Annotated in this window: 19 protein-coding genes; 7 read left to right on the top strand and 12 right to left on the bottom strand. The window is 70.8% G+C overall.

What is annotated here, in order from left to right; translation table 11 throughout:
• Positions 1–33: 33 nt before the first annotated feature.
• Positions 34–669 carry a TetR family transcriptional regulator gene (locus tag HNR19_RS09380; RefSeq protein WP_179667671.1) on the top strand — a complete coding sequence of 212 codons (636 nt, stop codon included), beginning with the start codon at positions 34–36 and terminating at the stop codon, positions 667–669.
• Between the two features lie 19 nt (positions 670–688).
• Here the strand turns inward: HNR19_RS09380 and HNR19_RS09375 are convergent, their stop codons facing one another.
• The 10 genes from HNR19_RS09375 to HNR19_RS09330 all read right to left on the bottom strand — a co-directional run bounded on the left by HNR19_RS09375 (position 689) and on the right by HNR19_RS09330 (position 9,095).
• Positions 689–1,090 carry a carboxymuconolactone decarboxylase family protein gene (locus tag HNR19_RS09375; protein WP_179667670.1) on the bottom strand — a complete coding sequence of 134 codons (402 nt, stop codon included), beginning with the start codon at positions 1,088–1,090 and terminating at the stop codon, positions 689–691.
• Complete coding sequence (locus HNR19_RS09370; protein WP_179667669.1) at positions 1,090–1,926, bottom strand: NAD(P)-dependent oxidoreductase; 837 nt, start codon at positions 1,924–1,926, stop codon at positions 1,090–1,092. The genes HNR19_RS09375 and HNR19_RS09370 overlap by 1 nt, the downstream gene beginning before the upstream one ends.
• Positions 1,927–1,936: 10 nt before the next feature.
• Positions 1,937–2,686 carry an SDR family oxidoreductase gene (locus HNR19_RS09365; protein ID WP_179667668.1) on the bottom strand — a complete coding sequence of 250 codons (750 nt, stop codon included), beginning with the start codon at positions 2,684–2,686 and terminating at the stop codon, positions 1,937–1,939.
• A gap of 104 nt (positions 2,687–2,790) precedes the next feature.
• Positions 2,791–4,254, bottom strand: coding sequence for an aldehyde dehydrogenase (locus HNR19_RS09360; protein ID WP_179667667.1), 1,464 nt, complete (start codon positions 4,252–4,254; stop codon positions 2,791–2,793).
• Positions 4,251–4,880, bottom strand: coding sequence for a nuclear transport factor 2 family protein (locus HNR19_RS09355; RefSeq protein ID WP_179667666.1), 630 nt, complete (start codon positions 4,878–4,880; stop codon positions 4,251–4,253). The genes HNR19_RS09360 and HNR19_RS09355 overlap by 4 nt, the downstream gene beginning before the upstream one ends.
• A 1-nt stretch (position 4,881) precedes the next feature.
• Positions 4,882–5,079 carry a ferredoxin gene (locus HNR19_RS09350; protein WP_179667665.1) on the bottom strand — a complete coding sequence of 66 codons (198 nt, stop codon included), beginning with the start codon at positions 5,077–5,079 and terminating at the stop codon, positions 4,882–4,884.
• Entirely contained in the window at positions 5,076–6,506 is a 1,431-nt protein-coding gene (locus HNR19_RS09345; RefSeq protein WP_179667664.1) for a cytochrome P450, read from the bottom strand. Before HNR19_RS09345 ends, HNR19_RS09350 begins: the two co-directional genes overlap by 4 nt.
• A complete protein-coding gene (locus HNR19_RS09340; RefSeq protein WP_179667663.1) occupies positions 6,503–7,282 on the bottom strand; it encodes an SDR family oxidoreductase in 780 nt (259 codons plus the stop codon). Before HNR19_RS09340 ends, HNR19_RS09345 begins: the two co-directional genes overlap by 4 nt.
• Positions 7,282–8,520, bottom strand: a complete 1,239-nt coding sequence (locus HNR19_RS09335) for a cytochrome P450 (protein ID WP_179667662.1) — start codon at positions 8,518–8,520, stop codon at positions 7,282–7,284. The genes HNR19_RS09340 and HNR19_RS09335 overlap by 1 nt, the downstream gene beginning before the upstream one ends.
• Entirely contained in the window at positions 8,517–9,095 is a 579-nt protein-coding gene (locus HNR19_RS09330; RefSeq protein ID WP_179667661.1) for a TetR family transcriptional regulator, read from the bottom strand. The genes HNR19_RS09335 and HNR19_RS09330 overlap by 4 nt, the downstream gene beginning before the upstream one ends.
• Positions 9,096–9,163: 68 nt before the next feature.
• Between HNR19_RS09330 and HNR19_RS09325 the strand changes: the two genes are divergently transcribed.
• The 4 genes from HNR19_RS09325 (at position 9,164) to HNR19_RS09310 (ending at position 12,870) form a co-directional block, all read left to right on the top strand.
• The gene (locus HNR19_RS09325) at positions 9,164–10,012 is read left to right on the top strand and encodes an LLM class F420-dependent oxidoreductase (RefSeq protein WP_179667660.1); all 849 of its coding nucleotides are present in this window, start codon (positions 9,164–9,166) and stop codon (positions 10,010–10,012) included.
• Entirely contained in the window at positions 10,009–11,094 is a 1,086-nt protein-coding gene (locus HNR19_RS09320; protein WP_179667659.1) for an NAD(P)H-dependent amine dehydrogenase family protein, read from the top strand. Before HNR19_RS09325 ends, HNR19_RS09320 begins: the two co-directional genes overlap by 4 nt.
• A complete protein-coding gene (locus HNR19_RS09315; protein WP_179667658.1) occupies positions 11,091–12,341 on the top strand; it encodes a hypothetical protein in 1,251 nt (416 codons plus the stop codon). The genes HNR19_RS09320 and HNR19_RS09315 overlap by 4 nt, the downstream gene beginning before the upstream one ends.
• Positions 12,342–12,429: 88 nt before the next feature.
• The gene (locus HNR19_RS09310) at positions 12,430–12,870 is read left to right on the top strand and encodes a DUF4383 domain-containing protein (RefSeq protein ID WP_179667657.1); all 441 of its coding nucleotides are present in this window, start codon (positions 12,430–12,432) and stop codon (positions 12,868–12,870) included.
• On the opposite strand, the gene HNR19_RS09305 is transcribed toward HNR19_RS09310, so the two are convergent.
• On the bottom strand, positions 12,856–13,866 hold the full coding sequence (locus HNR19_RS09305) for an RNA polymerase subunit sigma-70 (protein ID WP_179667656.1): 1,011 nt from the start codon (positions 13,864–13,866) through the stop codon (positions 12,856–12,858). The two genes, HNR19_RS09310 and HNR19_RS09305, sit on opposite strands and share 15 nt — an antisense overlap.
• 151 nt (positions 13,867–14,017) lie before the next feature.
• Between HNR19_RS09305 and HNR19_RS09300 the strand changes: the two genes are divergently transcribed.
• Positions 14,018–14,737: an SDR family NAD(P)-dependent oxidoreductase gene (locus HNR19_RS09300; protein ID WP_179667655.1), complete on the top strand. Its 720-nt coding sequence runs from the start codon at positions 14,018–14,020 to the stop codon at positions 14,735–14,737.
• 41 nt (positions 14,738–14,778) lie between these two features.
• Here HNR19_RS09300 and HNR19_RS09295 read toward each other — a convergent pair whose 3' ends face one another.
• A complete protein-coding gene (locus HNR19_RS09295; RefSeq protein WP_179667654.1) occupies positions 14,779–15,180 on the bottom strand; it encodes a GFA family protein in 402 nt (133 codons plus the stop codon).
• Positions 15,181–15,575: 395 nt separating this feature from the next.
• On the opposite strand from HNR19_RS09295, the gene HNR19_RS09290 reads away from it, so the two are divergent.
• Complete coding sequence (locus tag HNR19_RS09290; protein ID WP_179667653.1) at positions 15,576–16,985, top strand: HNH endonuclease signature motif containing protein; 1,410 nt, start codon at positions 15,576–15,578, stop codon at positions 16,983–16,985.
• Positions 16,986–17,057: the final 72 nt, after the last annotated feature.

Raw genomic sequence — 17,057 nt, 5'->3', positions numbered from 1 at the left:
CCTACCGATGCAGGCCCAACGCGAAACGAGGAGATGCCCGTGACCACCGCCACGCCCCTGCCGGACGACTCGGCGGCGGACCCCGTCGCCAACGGATCGGCGGCGCAGCGCGACCGGCGCAAGCGCATCCTCGACGCGACGTACGCCCTCGCCAAGGAGGGCGGGTTCGACGCGGTGCAGATGCGCGCTGTCGCGGAGCAGGCCGAGGTCGCCCTGGGCACGCTGTACCGCTACTTCCCGTCGAAGATCCACCTGCTCGTCGCCGCCCTCGACCAGCAGTTCGCCGACGCCGCCGAGCGGCTCAACGTGCGCGAGATCCCGGGCGACACCCAGGCCGACCGGGTGCTCTACGTGCTCAAGCGGCTCACCCGCGGCATGCAGGGCGACGCCAAGCTCACCGAGGCGCTCACCCGGGCGTTCATGTTCGCCGACAGCAGCGTTGCCGAGGGCATCCACTCGGTCGGCATGGCGATGACCTCGATCGTCAACCACGCGATGCACGGCGGCCCCGTCGACGCCGACAGCATCACCGACGAGGACGTCGCGATCGCGCGCGTCATCGGCGACGTGTGGCTCTCGGCTCTCGTCGGCTGGGTGACCGGCCGCTCCACCGCCGAGCAGACCGCCGCTCACATGGAGACGGCCGTCCGCCTGGTCCTGCGCGACTGAGCGCTGCTCACCGCGATCCTCAGTCGTCACGCGACCTGCTCGCCCGACCGATCGCCTCCTCGACGACCTGGTTGAACCGGGAGCCGTTGGGCCACCCGTCGTAGTGGCACGCCATGATCACGAGCTCGCGCAGCTGCTCGGGCGACAGCTCGTCTTTGGCGAGCGCCGCCGGCACCTGGATGCCCAGGACGTCGTCGGCGCGCTGACCGACCAGCACCCCGATGAGGAAGAGGCGGCGGTCCCGGTCGGAGAGGCCCGGGCGTTGCCAGATGTCGCCGAAGAGGTGCTCGACCGTGTAGCGGAAGAAGTCGCCGCCTGACTCACCCGGGTCGGACATCTCGAAGCCGTAGACCTGCTCCATCTTCTCGAGCCCCTTGCGCCGGGTCTCCGGGAGGTCGGCGAACTTGTCGGACTTGCTCATCAGATCGCTCCATCGTCGGTGGGGAGCCCGAGACCGGGGCCGAGGCGGTCCCGGGCGAGCCTGGTGAGGGGTACGTCGACGCCGAGGTCCTCCGCGAGACCGAGCGCGAAGCGGAGGTCCTTCTCGCCCAGCGCGCGCACGTGCTCGAAGACGCCGAACCAGAAGTCGCCGGGGTCGAGCACGGCGGTCGTCTCGCGGTGCATGATCGCGCCGGGACCGCCGGTGATCGCGTCGGTGTGACGCACGACGTCGCCGAGCGCGCGCAGGTCGAGGCCGGCGGCCTCGGCGAGCCGCTGGGCCTCGGTGGCCGCGGTGAACGCCACGAAGTGGAGCAGGTTGCGCGCGAGCTTCATCCGGGTGCCCGCGCCCAACGGGCCGGCGTGCACGACCTTCGAGCCCATCGCCTCGAGCACGGGGCGTGCCGTGCCGAGGGCGTCGGCAGGGCCGCCCACCATGATCGCGAGCGAGCCGTCGGCGGCACCCATCGGTCCGCCGCTGACGGGCGCGTCGAGCACGGTGAGCCCGCGGGCCTCGAGCTCGGCCGGGGTCTCCGGGCTGACGGTCGAGTGGATCACCAGCACCGTCCCGGGGTCGAGGTCCGCCGCGACCTCGCGCACCTGGTCGTCGTCGCGCACCATCACGCAGACCACGTCGGCCTCTCCGGCCAGGTCCGCGACACTGGTCGCGGCCTTGGCGCCGGCCGCGGTGACCTCTGCGACCGGGTCGGCCGCGACGTCGTACACCACGAGGTCGATGCCGTCGGCGGCGGCGAGCCGCAGCGCCATCGGCTTGCCGATGTTGCCCAGCCCGACGAATCCCGCCCTCACCACGCTCATCGGAGCCCCGTTACAGCCGGAAGGTCTGGCCGCCGTCGACCGCGAGGATCTGGCCGGTCACCCACGAGGCGTCGTCGGAGAGGAGGAAGAGCGCGGCTCCGACCATGTCGTCGACCGACCCCATCCGCTTGATCGCGAGCGAGTTGCGGACGATGTCCTGGGCCGCGTCGCCGGCCTGGATCTTCGTCGCCTCGGTCGCGGTGGGACCCGGCGCGATCGCGTTGACCCGGACCCTCTGGCCGCCGAGCTCGTGCGCGAGCTGCTGGGTGAGGCTGTTGATCGCGGCCTTCGCCAGTCCGTAGAAGCCTGAGTAGAGATAGGCGGCGGTCGAGGACTGGTTGACGATCGCTCCCCCGCCGCGCTTGGCGATCTCCGGGTAGACCGCGCGGGTCATCACCAGCGCGCCGTCCATGTTCACCGACATGAACTTCCGGTAGTAGTCCCAGTCGACCGAGACCAGCAGGTTGAACTCCATCGCGCCGTAGATCGCGGCGTTGTTGATCAGGTGGTCGATGCCGCCGTACGCCGCCACGACCTGGTCGACCAGCGCGGCCGCCGACTCGTGCGACGACACGTCGCAGGGGACGAACATCGCCGTCCCGCCGTCGGCCTCGATCTGCTTGGCGACCTGCTGGCCCGCCTCGGCGTTGACGTCGGCGACGACGACGCGAGCACCCTCCGCGGCCAGGGCCTTGGCATAGGCCTCGCCGATCCCCTGTGCCGCGCCGGTGACGACGACGACCTTGTCGGAAAATCTCATTGGCTGATGTTGCCTTTCATCTCACTGGGTTTCGACGCGGTCGCGACCTCGTCCCTCGGTCGCGCGCTTGCTCAACCTTCGCCGGCGACGGCGGCTTCGCAGGCTCAGCCGCCTGCCGGCTCGGCAACGGTCTTCATCTCCAGGTACTCCTCGAACCCGGCCACGCCCATCTCCCGGCCGAGCCCGGACTGCTTGTAGCCGCCGAACGGCGCGTCCGGGCTGAACCAGACACCACCGTTGACCGCGAGCGTGCCGGTCCGGATCCGGCGCGCGACGGCCCTGGCCCGCTCGAGGTCGCCGGAGTCGACCGAGCCGGAGAGGCCGTAGGCGGAGTCGTTGGCGATCCGGACCGCGTCGTCGTCGCCGTCGTGCGGGATGACGACCAGCACCGGCCCGAAGATCTCCTCCTGCGCGAGGCACGAGGAGTTGTCGAGGCCGGCGATCACGGTGGGCTCGACCCAGAAGCCGGGCTGGTCGATGACCTTGCCACCGGTCACGATCCGGCCGCCCTCCTCCTCGGCCAGGCGGAGGTAGCCGGCGACGCGGTCGCGCTGCGCCTGCGAGATCACCGGCCCGCAGATGGCGCCCGGATCGGCAGGATCCTTCGCGCCGATCGACTCCATGGTGGCGGCGGCGACGTCCACTGCCTCGTCGTACTTCTCCCGCGGTACGACGAGGCGGGTGGTGATCGCACAGCCCTGGCCGGCGTGGATGCACGCGGCGAACGCTGTAGCGCCCGCGACCGCGGCGACGTCGGCGTCGTCGAGCGCGATCGCGGCGGACTTGCCGCCGAGCTCGAGGAACACCTTCTTCAGCGTCGGTGCGGCCGCCGCCATGATCGCCCGGCCGGTGTTGGTGGACCCGGTGAAGCTGACCATGTCGACCCGGGGGTCGCTGGTGAGCTGGGCGGCGACCTCGTTGGACCGCGGCGTGACCACGTTGAGCACCCCCGCGGGCAGGTCGGTGTGCTCGGCGGCCAGTCGTCCGAGCTCGGCGGCGACCCACGGCGTGTCCGGGGCGGGCTTGAGCACGACCGTGCACCCGGCCGCGAGGGCGGGACCGATCTTGGCGAGGTTGATCTGGGTCGGCACGTTCCACGGCGTGATCGCGGCGACGACCCCGACCGGCTCGCGGCGCACGGTGCGCCGGCTCGGGATGCCCATCGGTCGGGCGACACCGAGGTCCGTCTCCCACTCATAGCGCTCGAGCAGGTCGGTGACCCACTTCAGCCCCTCGACGGGTACGTCGAACCCGGCCGCGCCCATCATGAAGCCGGGCATGCCGACCTCCGCCGTCGTGAGCGCCCGGAAGTCGTCGGCGTGGTCGAGCAGCGCCTGGTGCAGCTGGCGGAGACAGCGCACGCGCAGCGCGACGTCGGTCGACCAGTCGGTCTCGTCGAACGCCCGCCGGGCGGCGGCGATCGCCGCGTCGACGTCGTCGGCGCTGCTGTCGGGCGCGTGCCCGATCTCCTCGCCGGTCGCCGGGTTGAGGATCGGGTAGGACGCGCCGGTGCTCGCGCCGCTCAGCTTGCCGTCGACGAGCTGTTGGGCCGGGGGGGTGGCGATCATGCCGACGCCTCCGGCGCGGGCGCCTGGGTGATGTAGTCGCCGCGCTCGACCGGTGGCGGCCACACGGTCGAGGGCAGGTCCTTGTAGTGGTAGTGCCCGGGCACGCCGTGGCCCGTGACCGACATCCGCTTGAGCAACGTGTCGGGCGCCTTGTCGGCCTTGATGATCTCGAGGAACGTGTGCGCGGTCGAGGGCATGTCGAACCAGTCGCGCTGCCAGGCGATCTTGACCTTGCCCTCGTCCGCACCGGAGGTCTGGCGCTCGACGCCGAACCACGAGCCGCCGAGGCCGAGGATCTCGTACTCCTCGCCGGTGTCGTCGTTGATGATGCCCGAGCGCTGCTTCCAGAAGCCCAGCACCATGGACTTCTGCTCGTCGATCATCGTGCACACGTAGTCGTAGTGCCAGCCGTCGAGGCCGTCCATCTCGATGCCGATGGCCCAGTCGCGGATCTGGTCGCGGCCGACGGCCATGAAGTGCTCGTCGGGCGAGTACATCCACCCGTAGGTGGCGTCCTCGGCGTACCACTCCGCCATCGGTCGCCAGTCACCGGTGGCCTCGGCCTTCCGGTTGATGTCGAGCCAGGAGTCCCAGAACTCCTCGATCTCCGCGCGGGTCAGGGTCATGTCAGTCCTCTTCGATCGACAGGGCGAATGCGGGGCAGTACTTCACGGCGGTCTGGACGTCGACGCGCAGCGACTCGTCGGGGCGCTCGTCGAGCAGCACGACCACGTCGGCGTCCTCGTCGAAGCCGAACACCGTCGGGGCCTCGCCCTGGCAGAGCTGGTGGCCCTGGCAGATGTCTGTGTCGGCGACGACCTTCATGCCGGGTCCGCCTGGTCTCGTGACGGCCGCGGGCGGCCTCCTCGACCACCGGGGTCACGCCGGCGGTAGCGGACGCGGCACGGCTGCTCGAGCTGGATCACCATCTTGGTGAAGTCGTCGCGGTAGGAGTCCAGCGGCTGGGCGGGCTCGAACTCGAAGTCGCGCAGGATCACCGAGAAGATCGCCTTCATCTGCATCATCGCGAACGCGTTGCCCACGCACCGGTGCTTCCCGGCACCGAACGGGATCCACGTCCACCGGTTCTGCAGGTCCTCCTGGCGCGGGTCGACGTAACGGCTGGGATCGAACTCCTCGGCCTTCGGGAAGTCCTCCTCGATCCGGTTCGACACCCGCGGCGACGCCGCGATCACCGTCCCCTTCGGCAGCGTGTGACCGAGCAGCTCGAAGTCCTCCTGCACCAATCGCATCAGGATGATCAGCGGCGGGTGCAGCCGCAGCGTCTCCTTCAACGCCGCCTCCAGCACCGGGATCGACCGCAGCGCCTGGAACGACACCTCGCTGCCGTCGGCATACAGCTCGTCGAGCTCGGCGACGACGTCGGCCATCACGGCCGGGTTGCGCATCAGCTCGATCATCGCCCAGCTGGCCGTGCCTGAGGAGGTGTGGTGGCCCGCGAACATCATCGAGATGAAGATCCCGGTCACCATCTCCGCGTCGTAGCCCACGGCGATCAGCACGTCGAGCAGGTCGCGGTCCTCCTTGGCGATCTCGCCCTGCGCGACCCGGTCGCTGATGATCGCCTGAACCTTGGCCACGAGCTCCTCACGCGCCGCGTCGCGCACCCGGAAGCTCTCGATGTCGGCATAGGCATCCACGTAGGCGATCGCGTCGGTGCCGTGCTCGAGCCGGTGGTAGATCTCGGCGAACGACCCGTCGAGCTGGTCGCGGAACGGCTTGCCGATCAGGCACGAGGACGTCGTGTAGATCGTCAGCTCGGCGAAGAAGTCGAGCAGGTCGATCTCGCCCTCGTCACCCCAGTCGGCGACCATCCGGCGGATCTCGGCCTCGATCGTCCGCGCGTGGCCGCGCATCATGTCACCGCGCAGCGCCTGGTTCTTCAGCATCTGCTGCCGCTCCTCGGGCGAGGCGTCGAACACCACGCCCTTGCCGAAGATCGGCGTCATGAACGGGTACGCCGCCGCCTGGTCGAGCACCTCGTCGGGCGCCCGGAAGAACGCCTCGTTGGCCTCGGCGCCGGTGACCATGACGACGTCCTTGTCGGCGAGCCGGAACCGGCCGACGTCACCGCACTCCGCGCGCACCCGGGTGAACAGCCCGATCGGATCGACCCGCATCTCGGGCAGGTGCCCCGTCCCCCTGATGATCTCCGGGACCTCGGGGCTCTGGTCGTCCAGGACGGTCGAGACCTCGGGGATCCCGGTCAGCCGGTCGTCGGTGACGGTCATGACTTCTCCTCCACGGGCGCCTCGGGGTTCACGTCGACGGGCGAGATGTGCACGCCGCGCGGCGCGCTCACCACCGTGGTGATCGCGTCGGCGATCGCGCGCGCCTTGAGGAAGTGGGAGTGGCGCGCGTGGCCCCACTTGACCCACTCGTTGAGCACCGCGGCCGCCGCGTCGGGGTCCCAGTCCATGCCCATCTCGCTCCACGTGGGTCCGGGCCGCACGACGGACGCGCGGACACCGGTGCCCTCGAGCTCCATCTGCAGCGAGCCCACGAGGCCCTCGAGCGCGGACTTGGTCGCGCTGTAGCCGCCCATGAGCGGCCGGGGCCGGAGGGCGACGTCGGAGGAGACGAAGACGATGTCGCCGCGGCGCCGCCCGACCATCGCGGGCACGAACGCGCGGACCAGTCGGTGCGGGCCGAGGACGTTGACGTCGAGCTCGCTGCGGAGCCGGTCGACGTCGGTGTCGAGCAGCGCACCGGGCCCGATCAGGGCCGCGTTGCTCACGACCACCTCCACGTCGCCGAGCTCGGCGGTCACCTTAGCGGCGAAGTCGGCGACCGACCCCTCGTCGGTGACGTCGAGCTGGACGGCGATCGCCTCTCCCCCGTCGCTGCGGATCTCGGCTGCGAGCTCCTCGCAGCGGTCGACCCGACGGGCGCCGAGCGCGACCGGGAAGCCCGCGGCCGCGAGCGACCGCGCCGTCTCGGCACCGATGCCCGAGGACGCGCCGGCCACGACGGCCGGGCGCCGACCCGGCTGGTCGTACTTGCCCATCAGCTCTCTCCTCGTCGCTGGAAGGTCACCGGGAGATGCGCGAAGCCGCGGACGCTGGTGGAGTGCACCCGTACGGCGCGATCGGTGTGCACCTCGAAGTGGCCGACCCGTCGGACCAGCTCGGCGAGCACGACACGTGCCTCGAGCCGGGCCAGGTTCGCGCCCAGGCAGAAGTGCCGCCCGGTGCCGAAGCTCAGGATCTTGCCCAGCTCGGACTTGTCGCGACCGATGTCGAACACGGTCGGCTCGGTGAAGACCCGCTCGTCGCGGTTGGCGGAGCCGAGCAGCACCAGCGCCTTCGACCCCGCCGGGATCGTGACGCCGTCGACCACGGCGTCGTCGACCACGTAGCGGGCGAGCATCTGGCTGGACGTGTCGTGTCGGAGCGTCTCCTCCACCCACTGGCTGACGATCGGCAACGGCTCGTCGTGATGGGCGAGCACCTCGGCGCGCTGGTCGGGGTGCGCCGAGAGGTGGAACAGCGCGTTGCCCAGCAGCTTGGTGGTCGTCTCGTTGCCGGCGACCACCATGAGGAACAGGAACGCCATGATCTCGCTGTCGCGCAGCCGGTCGCCGTCGACCTCAGCGGCGAGCAGCGCCGACGTGAGGTCGTCGGTCGGCTCGGCCCGTCGCTGCGCGACCATGCCCGCGTAGTAGTCGAAGAGCGCGAACGAGGCCTCCATGCCCGCCTGCGGCACGTCGCGAACGCCGTCCTCGCGGTGCACGACCAGGTCGGCGAGCCGCCGTACCTCGTCGCGGTCGCCCTCCGGCACCCCCATCATCTCGCTGATGACGTCCATCGGGAGCTTGCCGGCGAACTCGGTGATCCAGTCGGCCTCGCCGTGCTCGGCGTTCACCGCCAGCGTGCGCTCGAGGTAGCGGTCGGTCAATCGCTGGATGCCCGGCTCGAGCTCGCGGACCCGGCGCGGCGTGAACGCGGCAGAGACGAGCTTGCGGATCCGCGACTGCTCGGCGCCGTCGAGCGCCAGGAACGACATCACCCGGTGGGCCTCGGCGTTCCAGGCGCTGGCGTCGAGGGAGACGCCCATCCGGTTGGAGAACGTGACGTCGTCGCGCAGCACGGCGTGCACGTCCGCGTGGCGGGACACCACCCACAGGTCGTCGGCCTCGGCGTGGAAGACGGGCGCCTCGTCGCGCAGCCGCTGGTAGAGCGGGTAGGGGTCCTCGTGGAACTCGTAGTCGTAGGGGTCGAACACGAGATCGGCGGTGACCGTCATCGGTTGGCCCCCAGGATCGTCGCGACGACCGTGTCGAGCCGGTCGCCGAGTTCGGCGTACGTGATCAGGCCCATGCCCGCCTGCAGCAGGGCTCCGGAGAACGCGAGCACCAGCGCGTCGACCAGCTCCGGCGTCGCCGCGTCACCGAGGGCGGTCTCGAACCGGGCGACGAACTCGCCGCCGATGCGCAGCCGGAGCCGGTCGACGTCGGGGTCGGTGCCGAGCAGCGCCAGCGTCGCGCCCGCCGCGAGGTGCGGGTTGCGCTCGCAGAGGTCGGTGAGCGTGCGGGTCACGGCCTGGACCCGTGCGGTCGGAGTGCGGCCCGCCGGCGTCTCCGGCGCCTCGTCGACGAGACGGCGCCAGAAGAGCTCGGCCAGGAGGTGGCTCTTGGAGGAGAAGTAGGTGTACGCCGTCGCCGGCGAGACTCCCGCGCGCATGGCGACCTGACGGACCGTCAACGCCTCGGGTCCGACCTCGGCGAGCTGCTCGAGCCCGGCGTCGAGCAACCGCTGCACGGTCGCCGCCTGGCGCTGGTTGAGCTGTCGCCTCGGCGAGCTGGTCAGCTGACTGGACACGTGTCCAACATAGGAGACGATCGCCGCGGCCACAAGACCATTTCTGAAACAAGTTCTACTGTGGTCGTATGCGCAACGGCATCGTCCTCTTCACCTCCGACCGCGGCATCACGCCGGCCGCCCTCGCGAAGGCCGCCGAGGAGCGCGGCTTCGACACGATCTACGTGCCGGAGCACACGCACATCCCGGTCCGCCGCGACGCGCTGCACCCGACCGGTGGCGAGGAGCTGCCCGACGACCGCTACCTACGCACCCTCGACCCGTGGACATCGCTCGCCACCTGTGCCGCCGTCACCGAGCGGATCGGGCTCTCCACGGCGGTGTGCCTGCCGGTCGAGTCCGACCCGATCACGCTGGCCAAGACGCTCGCCACCCTCGACCACCTCTCGGGCGGCCGGGTCACGATCGGTGCCGGCTTCGGCTGGAACACCGACGAGCTCACCGACCACCACGTGCCGGCCGGCAAGCGCCGGACCGTGCTCAAGGAGTACCTCGAGGCGATGCGCGCGCTGTGGACCGAGGAGGAGGCCTCCTACGACGGCGAGTTCGTGAAGTTCGGCGCGTCGTGGGCCTACCCCAAGCCCCCGCAAGGCCGGATCCCCGTGATCATCGGCGCGGGCGCCGGGCCGAAGACGTTCGCGTGGATCGCGGCCAACGCCGACGGCTGGATGACCACACCCACGACGACCGACGTGTCCGCCAACGCCGACCGCCTGCGCAAGGCATGGGCAGACGCGGGCCGCGACGGCGAGCCCGACATCCGGATCCTGGTGGCCAAGAAGCCGACCGAGGACGACTTCGCCGACTGGATGGGCGCCGGGCCCTCGGAGCTGATCTGGGGCGTGCCCGACGCCGACCCCGACAAGGTCCTCACCTACCTCGACAAGCTCGCCGGGCGACTGGGGCTCTCGGCATGAGCGCGGCGGCCCCGATCCGGGTGTTCCAGGTCGCGACGGGCAACGTCGGGACCGAGATGATCAAGCGGCTCCAGGAGCAGCCGGACCTCGAGCTGGTCGGCGTGCACTGCTACTCCCCCGACAAGGTCGGCCGCGACGCGGGCGAGCTCGCGGGCATCGGGCCGGTGGGCGTGGTGGCGACCGGCTCGGTCGACGAGATCCTCGCCGCGCGGCCCGACGTGCTGACCTTCCACGGCGTGTGGCCCGACATCGACCTCTACGAGCGGGTGCTCGAGGCCGGCATCGACGTCGTGACGACCGCCGACTGGATCACCGGGCACCACCGCGACACCAACAAGGTCGGTGCCGACGGTCGCACCGAGGGCGAGCGGCTCGCCGCCGCGTGCGCGAAGGGCGGCGCGACCTTCTACGGCACCGGCATGAACCCCGGCCTCGCGCAGATCCTCACCGTGGTGCACTCGGCCGACGTCACCGAGATCGAGAAGGTCACCAACGTCGAGTCCGTCGACGTCTCCTGCCACCACTCCGCCGACACCTGGCGCAACTGCGGCTTCGGCGAGCCGGTCACCGACCCGGAGGTGCCCCGCAAGCTGGAGCTCGGCACCCGGGTGTTCGAGGACGGCGTCCGGCTGATGGCCGACTGCTTCGACCTCGAGCTCGACGAGGTGGAGTTCGTCTACGAGCTGGGCGCGTGCACCAAGGACATCGACCTCGGCTGGTTCCGGCTGCCCGAGGGATCGCTCGGCGGCGCCTGCTTCTCGTACGTCGGCAAGGTGGCCGGTGTCCCGCGCGTGGAGCTGCGCCTCGAGTGGCAGATGACTCCGCACACCGCGCCCAGCTGGGACATCAAGGGCTGCTACATCACCCACATCGAGGGCGACCCGGTGATCTACAGCAAGCACATGATCCTGCCGAAGCCCGGCACCGACTTCAGCAGCGTCGAGGCGTTCGCCGCGATCGGGATGACCGTCACCGGCATGCCCGCCCTCAACGCGATCAAGGCGGTCGTCGCAGCTCCCCCGGGCGTCGTCACGAGCGCCGATCTGCCCCTGCGCGCGTTCGCCGGCAGGTTCAAGCGGTGACCCGCAGCCGCTTCGAGGCGCTGACCCGCGAGGAGCTCGCGGTCGTCGTACCGGAGCTCCTCCTGATCGGTCAGCTGATCGACCGCTCCGGCATGGCGTGGTGCATCTCGGCGTTCGGGCGCGAGGAGATGGCGCAGATCGCGATCGAGGAGTGGGCGGCGGCGAGCCCGATCTACACCCGGCGGATGCAGCAGGCGCTCGGCTACGCGCCTGCCGTGGCCGGCAAGGGCGACGTGGTCACGATCTTCAAGGGCCTCCAGCTCGACATCGGCGCTCCCCCGCAGTTCATGGACTTCCGCTACACGGTGCACGACCCGTGGCACGGCGAGTTCCACCTCGACCACTGTGGCGCGCTGATGGACGTCGAGCCGATGGGCGAGGACTACGTGCGCTCGATGTGCCACGACATCGAGGACCCGACGTTCGACGCGACCGCCGTGGCCTCCAACCCGAAGGCCCAGGTGCGGCCGATCCACCGGCCGCCCCGGCGGCCCGCCGACCGGCAGCCCCACTGCGCGTGGACCGTGATCATCGACGAGTCCTACCCCGAGGCCGAGGGCATCCCGGCGCTCGCGGTCAACGAGCGGTCGCGGGCGGCCACCCTCGAGCTCGCGCCGATCGACCGGTCCGACGAGGGCCTCGCCGACTACAGCGGCCCGCTGCTGTCCGACGTCGACTTCGCGGCATTCTCCAAGTCCGCGCTCGTGCGGATCGCCGACGAGGTGTGCCTCCAGATGCACCTCCTCGACCGGGCGTTCGCGCTCGCCCTCTCGGAGCGCGCCGAGACCGACGACGATGTGCGGCGCATCCGGCGCAAGCAGCTGGTCGGCGTGGCCGGCATCGCCTCCGAGCGGCTCGCCCGCGCGCTGGGGCTGGACGCCGCGGCCGACCGGGTCGCCGCCGCGGTGCGGCTGCTCTCCGTCCACCCGCTCCTCAACCCGGCGGCGTACGTCGACGCGTCCGCCGCGGGCGCCACGGTCGTCGTACGGCGCGGCGCCGCGCACGAGGACGAGGCCTGGATCTCGCTCTGCGGGCCGCAGTGGGTGGCGGCGCTCCAGGCCGCGGTGCGCGGGCTGGACCCGCGGCTCGACGTCTCCGTCGCCGGCTCCGACGAGGAGTGGCTCGCGACGGTCGTGCTGGGCGACTCCCCGGCGAAGGAGGCGGACGAGGTCGCGGTGACGAAGTTCAGCACCGGCACCGCGTTCGAGTTCCAGCCGCGGCGGTCGCTGCCGATCACCCCGGTCTGAGGAGCGGGCCGGTGGTCGAGGCGCGACGAGCGAGGCGAGGTGCCTCGAAACCTCCGGCGCCCGGCGGTCGCCGTGCGTCATCGAGCAGATGAGCCTCTGGCAGAAGGCGCTGGGCGCCTACGTAGTGCTGCACCTGGCGATCGCCGTCGGAGGGTTCATCACGAACCCGTCGTTCGCGATCGGCGCCGACGCCACCACCGAGAAGTTCCTCGGCATCGACTTCAACGGGTGGCACGCGGCCGCCGGCCTGATCACCTGGCTGCCGGGCCTGTGGGCGATGACCGACGACTTCCTCGCCCGGGTCTACGTCTGGGCCGCCTCGGTCGTCGTGCTGGCCGCTGCTGCGTGGAACGCCGTCGACGACCGACCCGCGTGGGTCCTCTACCTCCCCGACGCGACCGCGGACATCGTCTTCCACGTCGTCACGGTGGTCTTCCTGCTGGCCCTGCTCGTCCTGCGGAGGCTCACGTTCCCCGAGCGCGCGGCGGGGACCCAGCTGATCGAGGCGGACGGATCAGCCACCGGGTAGGCAGCGGGGCAGGCCGAACCACGGGAGGACGCTGCTCTCGAAACGGGTCACCTCGCTGACCCGGTCGCCGGCCAGGGTGAGGACGACGAGCCCGATCCCACGCCGGGCGCCGTCCGCCGTACGCAGATAGGTACCGAACGCCGGTTGACCGTTCGCGCGGGTCGGCACCAGGTGGTACTTCCGGTCGGCGCTCAGCAGCGCGCCGTAGAACCCGGCGACGGCGTCGCGACCCTCGTACTCCAGCGGCATCGGCGGCATCGAGACGCGGACGTCGTCGGTGAGCAGCGCGACCAGGGCGTCGATGTCACCCGTTTCGTAGGCGCGGGCGAACCTCGCCACGAGCGCCTCCTCGACCGGCGAGGCGGCCATCGGGGGTGCGTCGGCCTGTGTGGTCGGCGGGACTCGCCGCTGCACTGCGGCACGTGCCCGCTTGAGGGCGCTGGTGACCGACTCGACGGACGAGTCGAGCATGTCGGCGACCTCTACAGCTGGATAGCCGAGCACCTCGCGCAGGATCAGGACGGCGCGTTGGCGCGCCGGCAGCACCTGGAGCGCGGTGACGAACGCCAGCGAGATCGACTCCTTCTGCTCATAGCGTGCTTCCGGGCCGAGGGGCGCTGCGGGGACCCCGTCGAGGAGCGCGTCCGGATACGGCTCCAGCCACGCGATCTCGCCCAGGCTGGTCGGGTCTGGCGGTTCGATGCCGGGCACGTCCCACTCCTTTGCCGGGCGACGGCTGGCCGCGCGCAGCGTGTTGAGGCACTGGTTGGTAGCGATGCGATACAGCCAGGTGCGGACGGAGGACCGCCCCTCGAACCGGTCGAGCCCCCGCCACGCCGCGACCAGCGTGTCCTGCACGGCGTCCTCGGCGTCCTGGAAGGAGCCCAGCATCCGATAGCAATGGAGGTGCAGCTCCCGGCGATAGGGCTCGGCCAGCTCCCGGAACGCATCGCCGTCACCGGCCTGTGCCCTCGCCAGCAGCTCGGTCGCCGTCACGCCTCACACCCCCTGCTCCGCCGGATCTGTCGGTCCTCCTACGTACTGACACCGGGCGGGCCGAGAACTGGGCGCGCTTCCGCAGCCCAATTCTCGGCTGCCGTGGTGTCTCCACCTCTGACAGCTCGGATCACCCTCAGAAGGAGAACAGATGACGCTCAGCGACAAGACGGTCCTGGTCACCGGAGCCAACCGCGGCATCGGGAAGGCCTTGGTGGAGGAGGCGCTGCTGCGGGGAGCGCAGCGGGTGTACGCCGGCACCCGGCAGGCCCTCGCTCATGAGGATGAGCGCGTCACGCCGCTGGTCCTCGACCTGACGGACGCCGCCCAGGTCAGGCGCGCCGGCGAGGCCGTCGGATCGCTCGACGTCCTCATCAACAACGCGGGCGTCTACGGCTACGACGACCTGACCGACCGCGCTGCCCTCGAGCAGCAGCTCGCGGTCAACCTCTTCGGTCCCCTTGCGGTGACACAGGCCTTCCTCCCGCGGCTCGTCGAGTCACGGGGAGCGATCGTCAACGTGCTGTCACTGGCTGCGGTGGCCGCCGTGCCCATCAGTCCGGCGTACTCGATCTCGAAGGCGGCGGCGTTCTCGCTGACGCAGACCTTGCGCGCGACCCTCGCCGGTCAGGGCGTGGACGTCCACGCCGTGCTGCCCGGGCCCGTGGACACCGACATGGTGCGCGACCTCGACATCCCGAAGTCGAAGCCGCAGTCCGTGGCCCGAGCGATCCTCGATGGGCTCGACCGCGGCGAGGAGGAGATCTTCCCGGATCCCTACTCGCAGGGGATCGCCGAGGGCTGGGACAAGGGTGTGGCCAAGGCGCTCGAACGGCAGAACGCGGGTCTCGTCGCCGCTGCGAACCAGTAGCGGACACCTCGTGGTCCGTCGAACAGCGCGAGGTGCCGGCGTCACTCCGTCTCGAGCTCCGGGAGGTCGGGCCGCGAGTAGTAGTCGCTCGCTTGGCTGGTCCACCACGCCTGGACGGTCCGCAGCCCGGTGGGCGGATCCAGTGTGCCTGCGCAGATCGCCCGCCTCGCCGGGTCTTCCGACGACTGCCAGAACAGCGACGAGCCGCACCGGGAGCAGAATCCGTAGCCTGCGTCCGGGACCGGGAAGTACCAGGTGAGAAGGGCGTCCTCGTCCTCCACGTGGATGGCGTCCACCATCGCCGATGTCGTGGCCATGTGGTGACCGGTGAACCGCCGGCACCGCTCACAGTGGCAATCGATCACCGCACGCAGCTCGCCGCGGACGTCGTACCGGATGCCGCCACACAGGCAGCGCCCGCGGGCCTCGGACACGTCGGACATAAGCTCACCCTTCCCCCGCAGGTGGACGCGGGCTTCCGTCAGTCGATCGTCTCGACGATCGAGAACACTAGGGCGTCGCGTCGAGTGCGATGAGCGCAGCGAGGAGCCCGCCGGTGGTTGAGGTGCGACGAACGCCGCGGGAACCCGCCGGTGGTTGAGGTGCGACGAGCGCCGCGGGAACCCGCCGGTGGTTGAGGTGCGACGAGCGCAGCGAAAAGCCTCGAAACCTCCGGCGGCCGCCCGGTCTGCTGTGGTCGAGGTTCAGACGGCTGGGCACGAACAAGGCCGCCGGTCGGTCGCCCTTGCCTTTCGGGCGCCAGGCAGGCGGAGAAACTCCTCGAAAGCAGACCCCCACAACCCTTGCTGTTCGAACAGTTGTTCGATAGGATGAGCGCATGACCTCCACCACCGCGCTCGACACGGCCGCAGCCGCGGTACAGGCGTGCGCGGACCTCGCCGGCGGGCAGTGGGACCAGGTCGAGGACTCCCTGCTTCCTGAGGCCGCGGTGGCGATCGCGAGGATCCGCGCGTACGCCGACGCGGCCCTGGTCGAGGTCGCCGAGCAGCTGGAGGCCACCGGCGCCGCCGACAAGCTGGGCTGGGCCACGACCAAGGACTTCCTCACCCATCTCCTGGGCGGCCACAAAGGCACCGGCGCGACCTACCTGCGCGTGGCGAAGCAGACCGCCGACCTCCCCCACGTGCGGGAGGCGATGACCGCCGGGGAGGTGTCCCTGGCCCAGGCCAGCGTGATCGGGTCCAACGTGGCGAAGCTCCCCCACGTCGACGACCTCCGCGAACAAGCCGCCGGCAAGCTGCTGGACCTGGCGGTCGGCGAGCAGCGTGATGCCACCGACCTCGACCACGCCATCGGTGACGTGATCCACGACCTCGACCCCGACGGCACCCTGCTGGCGTGGGACACCGAGAAGGACAAGGCCGAACGCTCCGCCCACCGCGCCCGCTACTTGTCCTTCACCAAGGACAAGCTCGGCGGCTACAAGATCAAGGGCTACGGCACCGCCGAGGACACCGAGCTCGTCAAAACCGCCCTGATGCCGCTGGCCGCGCCCGTGGTCACCGAGCCCGGCGCCTGCGGCGGCGAACCCGACCACACCAAGTGGCGCGACCCCGAGACCGGGCAGGCCATCACCCACGGGTGTCCCGACCCCGACTGCCGCCACGACGGCCGCGACCCCCGCGAGTCCGGCGCCCGCCTCTTCGACGCCCTCGTCGAAGCAGCCCGCCGCCTCCAAGCCACCGACTCACTACCCCACGCCCACGGCACCACCGCCCGGATCACCATCACCACATCGCTCGACGCGTTGACCACCCGCCTCACCGAGACCGGGCACCTCGACACCGACGGGCACCTCCCCTCCGGCGACCGGCTCTCCGCCACTGCGGTACGACGCCTGGCCTGCGACGCCGAGATCATCCCCACCGTCCTCGGCACCCCCGGGCAGATCCTCGACATCGGCCGCACCACCCGCACCGTCCCCACCGCCATCTGGAACGCCCTCGTCCTCCGCGACCGACACTGCGCCTTCCCCGGCTGCAACCGCCTCCCCATCGCCTGCGACGCCCACCACATCCACCACTGGGCCGACGGCGGCACCACCGCCCTGCACAACCTCATCCTGCTCTGCCGCAAACACCACACCGCCATCCACCGCACCCCCTGGACCGTCGCCATCGACGACGACACCGGCAGACCCGCGTGGACACCCCCACCACCCATCGACACCAGCAACCGATGGTCCTTCACCCCCGCCCGAGCCAGACCACCCACGAGAGCCGCCTGACGGGCGGCTGCCCGGCGATCGACATCGCAGGCGATTCCGCGGTGACACCCACCGCCGTGCCGGACGTTCCCT

The organism is Nocardioides thalensis (assembly GCF_013410655.1).
In the GTDB taxonomy this organism is placed as follows: Bacteria; Actinomycetota; Actinomycetes; order Propionibacteriales; family Nocardioidaceae; genus Nocardioides; species Nocardioides thalensis.
Note: the sequence above shows the minus strand (reverse complement) of the source record. Positions and strands in the feature narration are given on the sequence as shown.

Excerpts from the sequence above, each read along its gene's own strand:
- HNR19_RS09380 (WP_179667671.1), top strand. The coding sequence starts at position 34 with ATGCCCGTGACCACCGCCACGCCCCTGCCGGACGACTCGGCGGCGGAC.
- HNR19_RS09375 (WP_179667670.1), bottom strand. The coding sequence starts at position 1,090 with ATGAGCAAGTCCGACAAGTTCGCCGACCTCCCGGAGACCCGGCGCAAG.
- HNR19_RS09370 (WP_179667669.1), bottom strand. The coding sequence starts at position 1,926 with ATGAGCGTGGTGAGGGCGGGATTCGTCGGGCTGGGCAACATCGGCAAG.
- HNR19_RS09365 (WP_179667668.1), bottom strand. The coding sequence starts at position 2,686 with ATGAGATTTTCCGACAAGGTCGTCGTCGTCACCGGCGCGGCACAGGGG.
- HNR19_RS09360 (WP_179667667.1), bottom strand. The coding sequence starts at position 4,254 with ATGATCGCCACCCCCCCGGCCCAACAGCTCGTCGACGGCAAGCTGAGC.
- HNR19_RS09355 (WP_179667666.1), bottom strand. The coding sequence starts at position 4,880 with ATGACCCTGACCCGCGCGGAGATCGAGGAGTTCTGGGACTCCTGGCTC.
- HNR19_RS09350 (WP_179667665.1), bottom strand. The coding sequence starts at position 5,079 with ATGAAGGTCGTCGCCGACACAGACATCTGCCAGGGCCACCAGCTCTGC.
- HNR19_RS09345 (WP_179667664.1), bottom strand. The coding sequence starts at position 6,506 with ATGACCGTCACCGACGACCGGCTGACCGGGATCCCCGAGGTCTCGACC.
- HNR19_RS09340 (WP_179667663.1), bottom strand. The coding sequence starts at position 7,282 with ATGGGCAAGTACGACCAGCCGGGTCGGCGCCCGGCCGTCGTGGCCGGC.
- HNR19_RS09335 (WP_179667662.1), bottom strand. The coding sequence starts at position 8,520 with ATGACGGTCACCGCCGATCTCGTGTTCGACCCCTACGACTACGAGTTC.
- HNR19_RS09325 (WP_179667660.1), top strand. The coding sequence starts at position 9,164 with ATGCGCAACGGCATCGTCCTCTTCACCTCCGACCGCGGCATCACGCCG.
- HNR19_RS09320 (WP_179667659.1), top strand. The coding sequence starts at position 10,009 with ATGAGCGCGGCGGCCCCGATCCGGGTGTTCCAGGTCGCGACGGGCAAC.
- HNR19_RS09310 (WP_179667657.1), top strand. The coding sequence starts at position 12,430 with ATGAGCCTCTGGCAGAAGGCGCTGGGCGCCTACGTAGTGCTGCACCTG.
- HNR19_RS09300 (WP_179667655.1), top strand. The coding sequence starts at position 14,018 with ATGACGCTCAGCGACAAGACGGTCCTGGTCACCGGAGCCAACCGCGGC.
- HNR19_RS09295 (WP_179667654.1), bottom strand. The coding sequence starts at position 15,180 with ATGTCCGACGTGTCCGAGGCCCGCGGGCGCTGCCTGTGTGGCGGCATC.
- HNR19_RS09290 (WP_179667653.1), top strand. The coding sequence starts at position 15,576 with ATGACCTCCACCACCGCGCTCGACACGGCCGCAGCCGCGGTACAGGCG.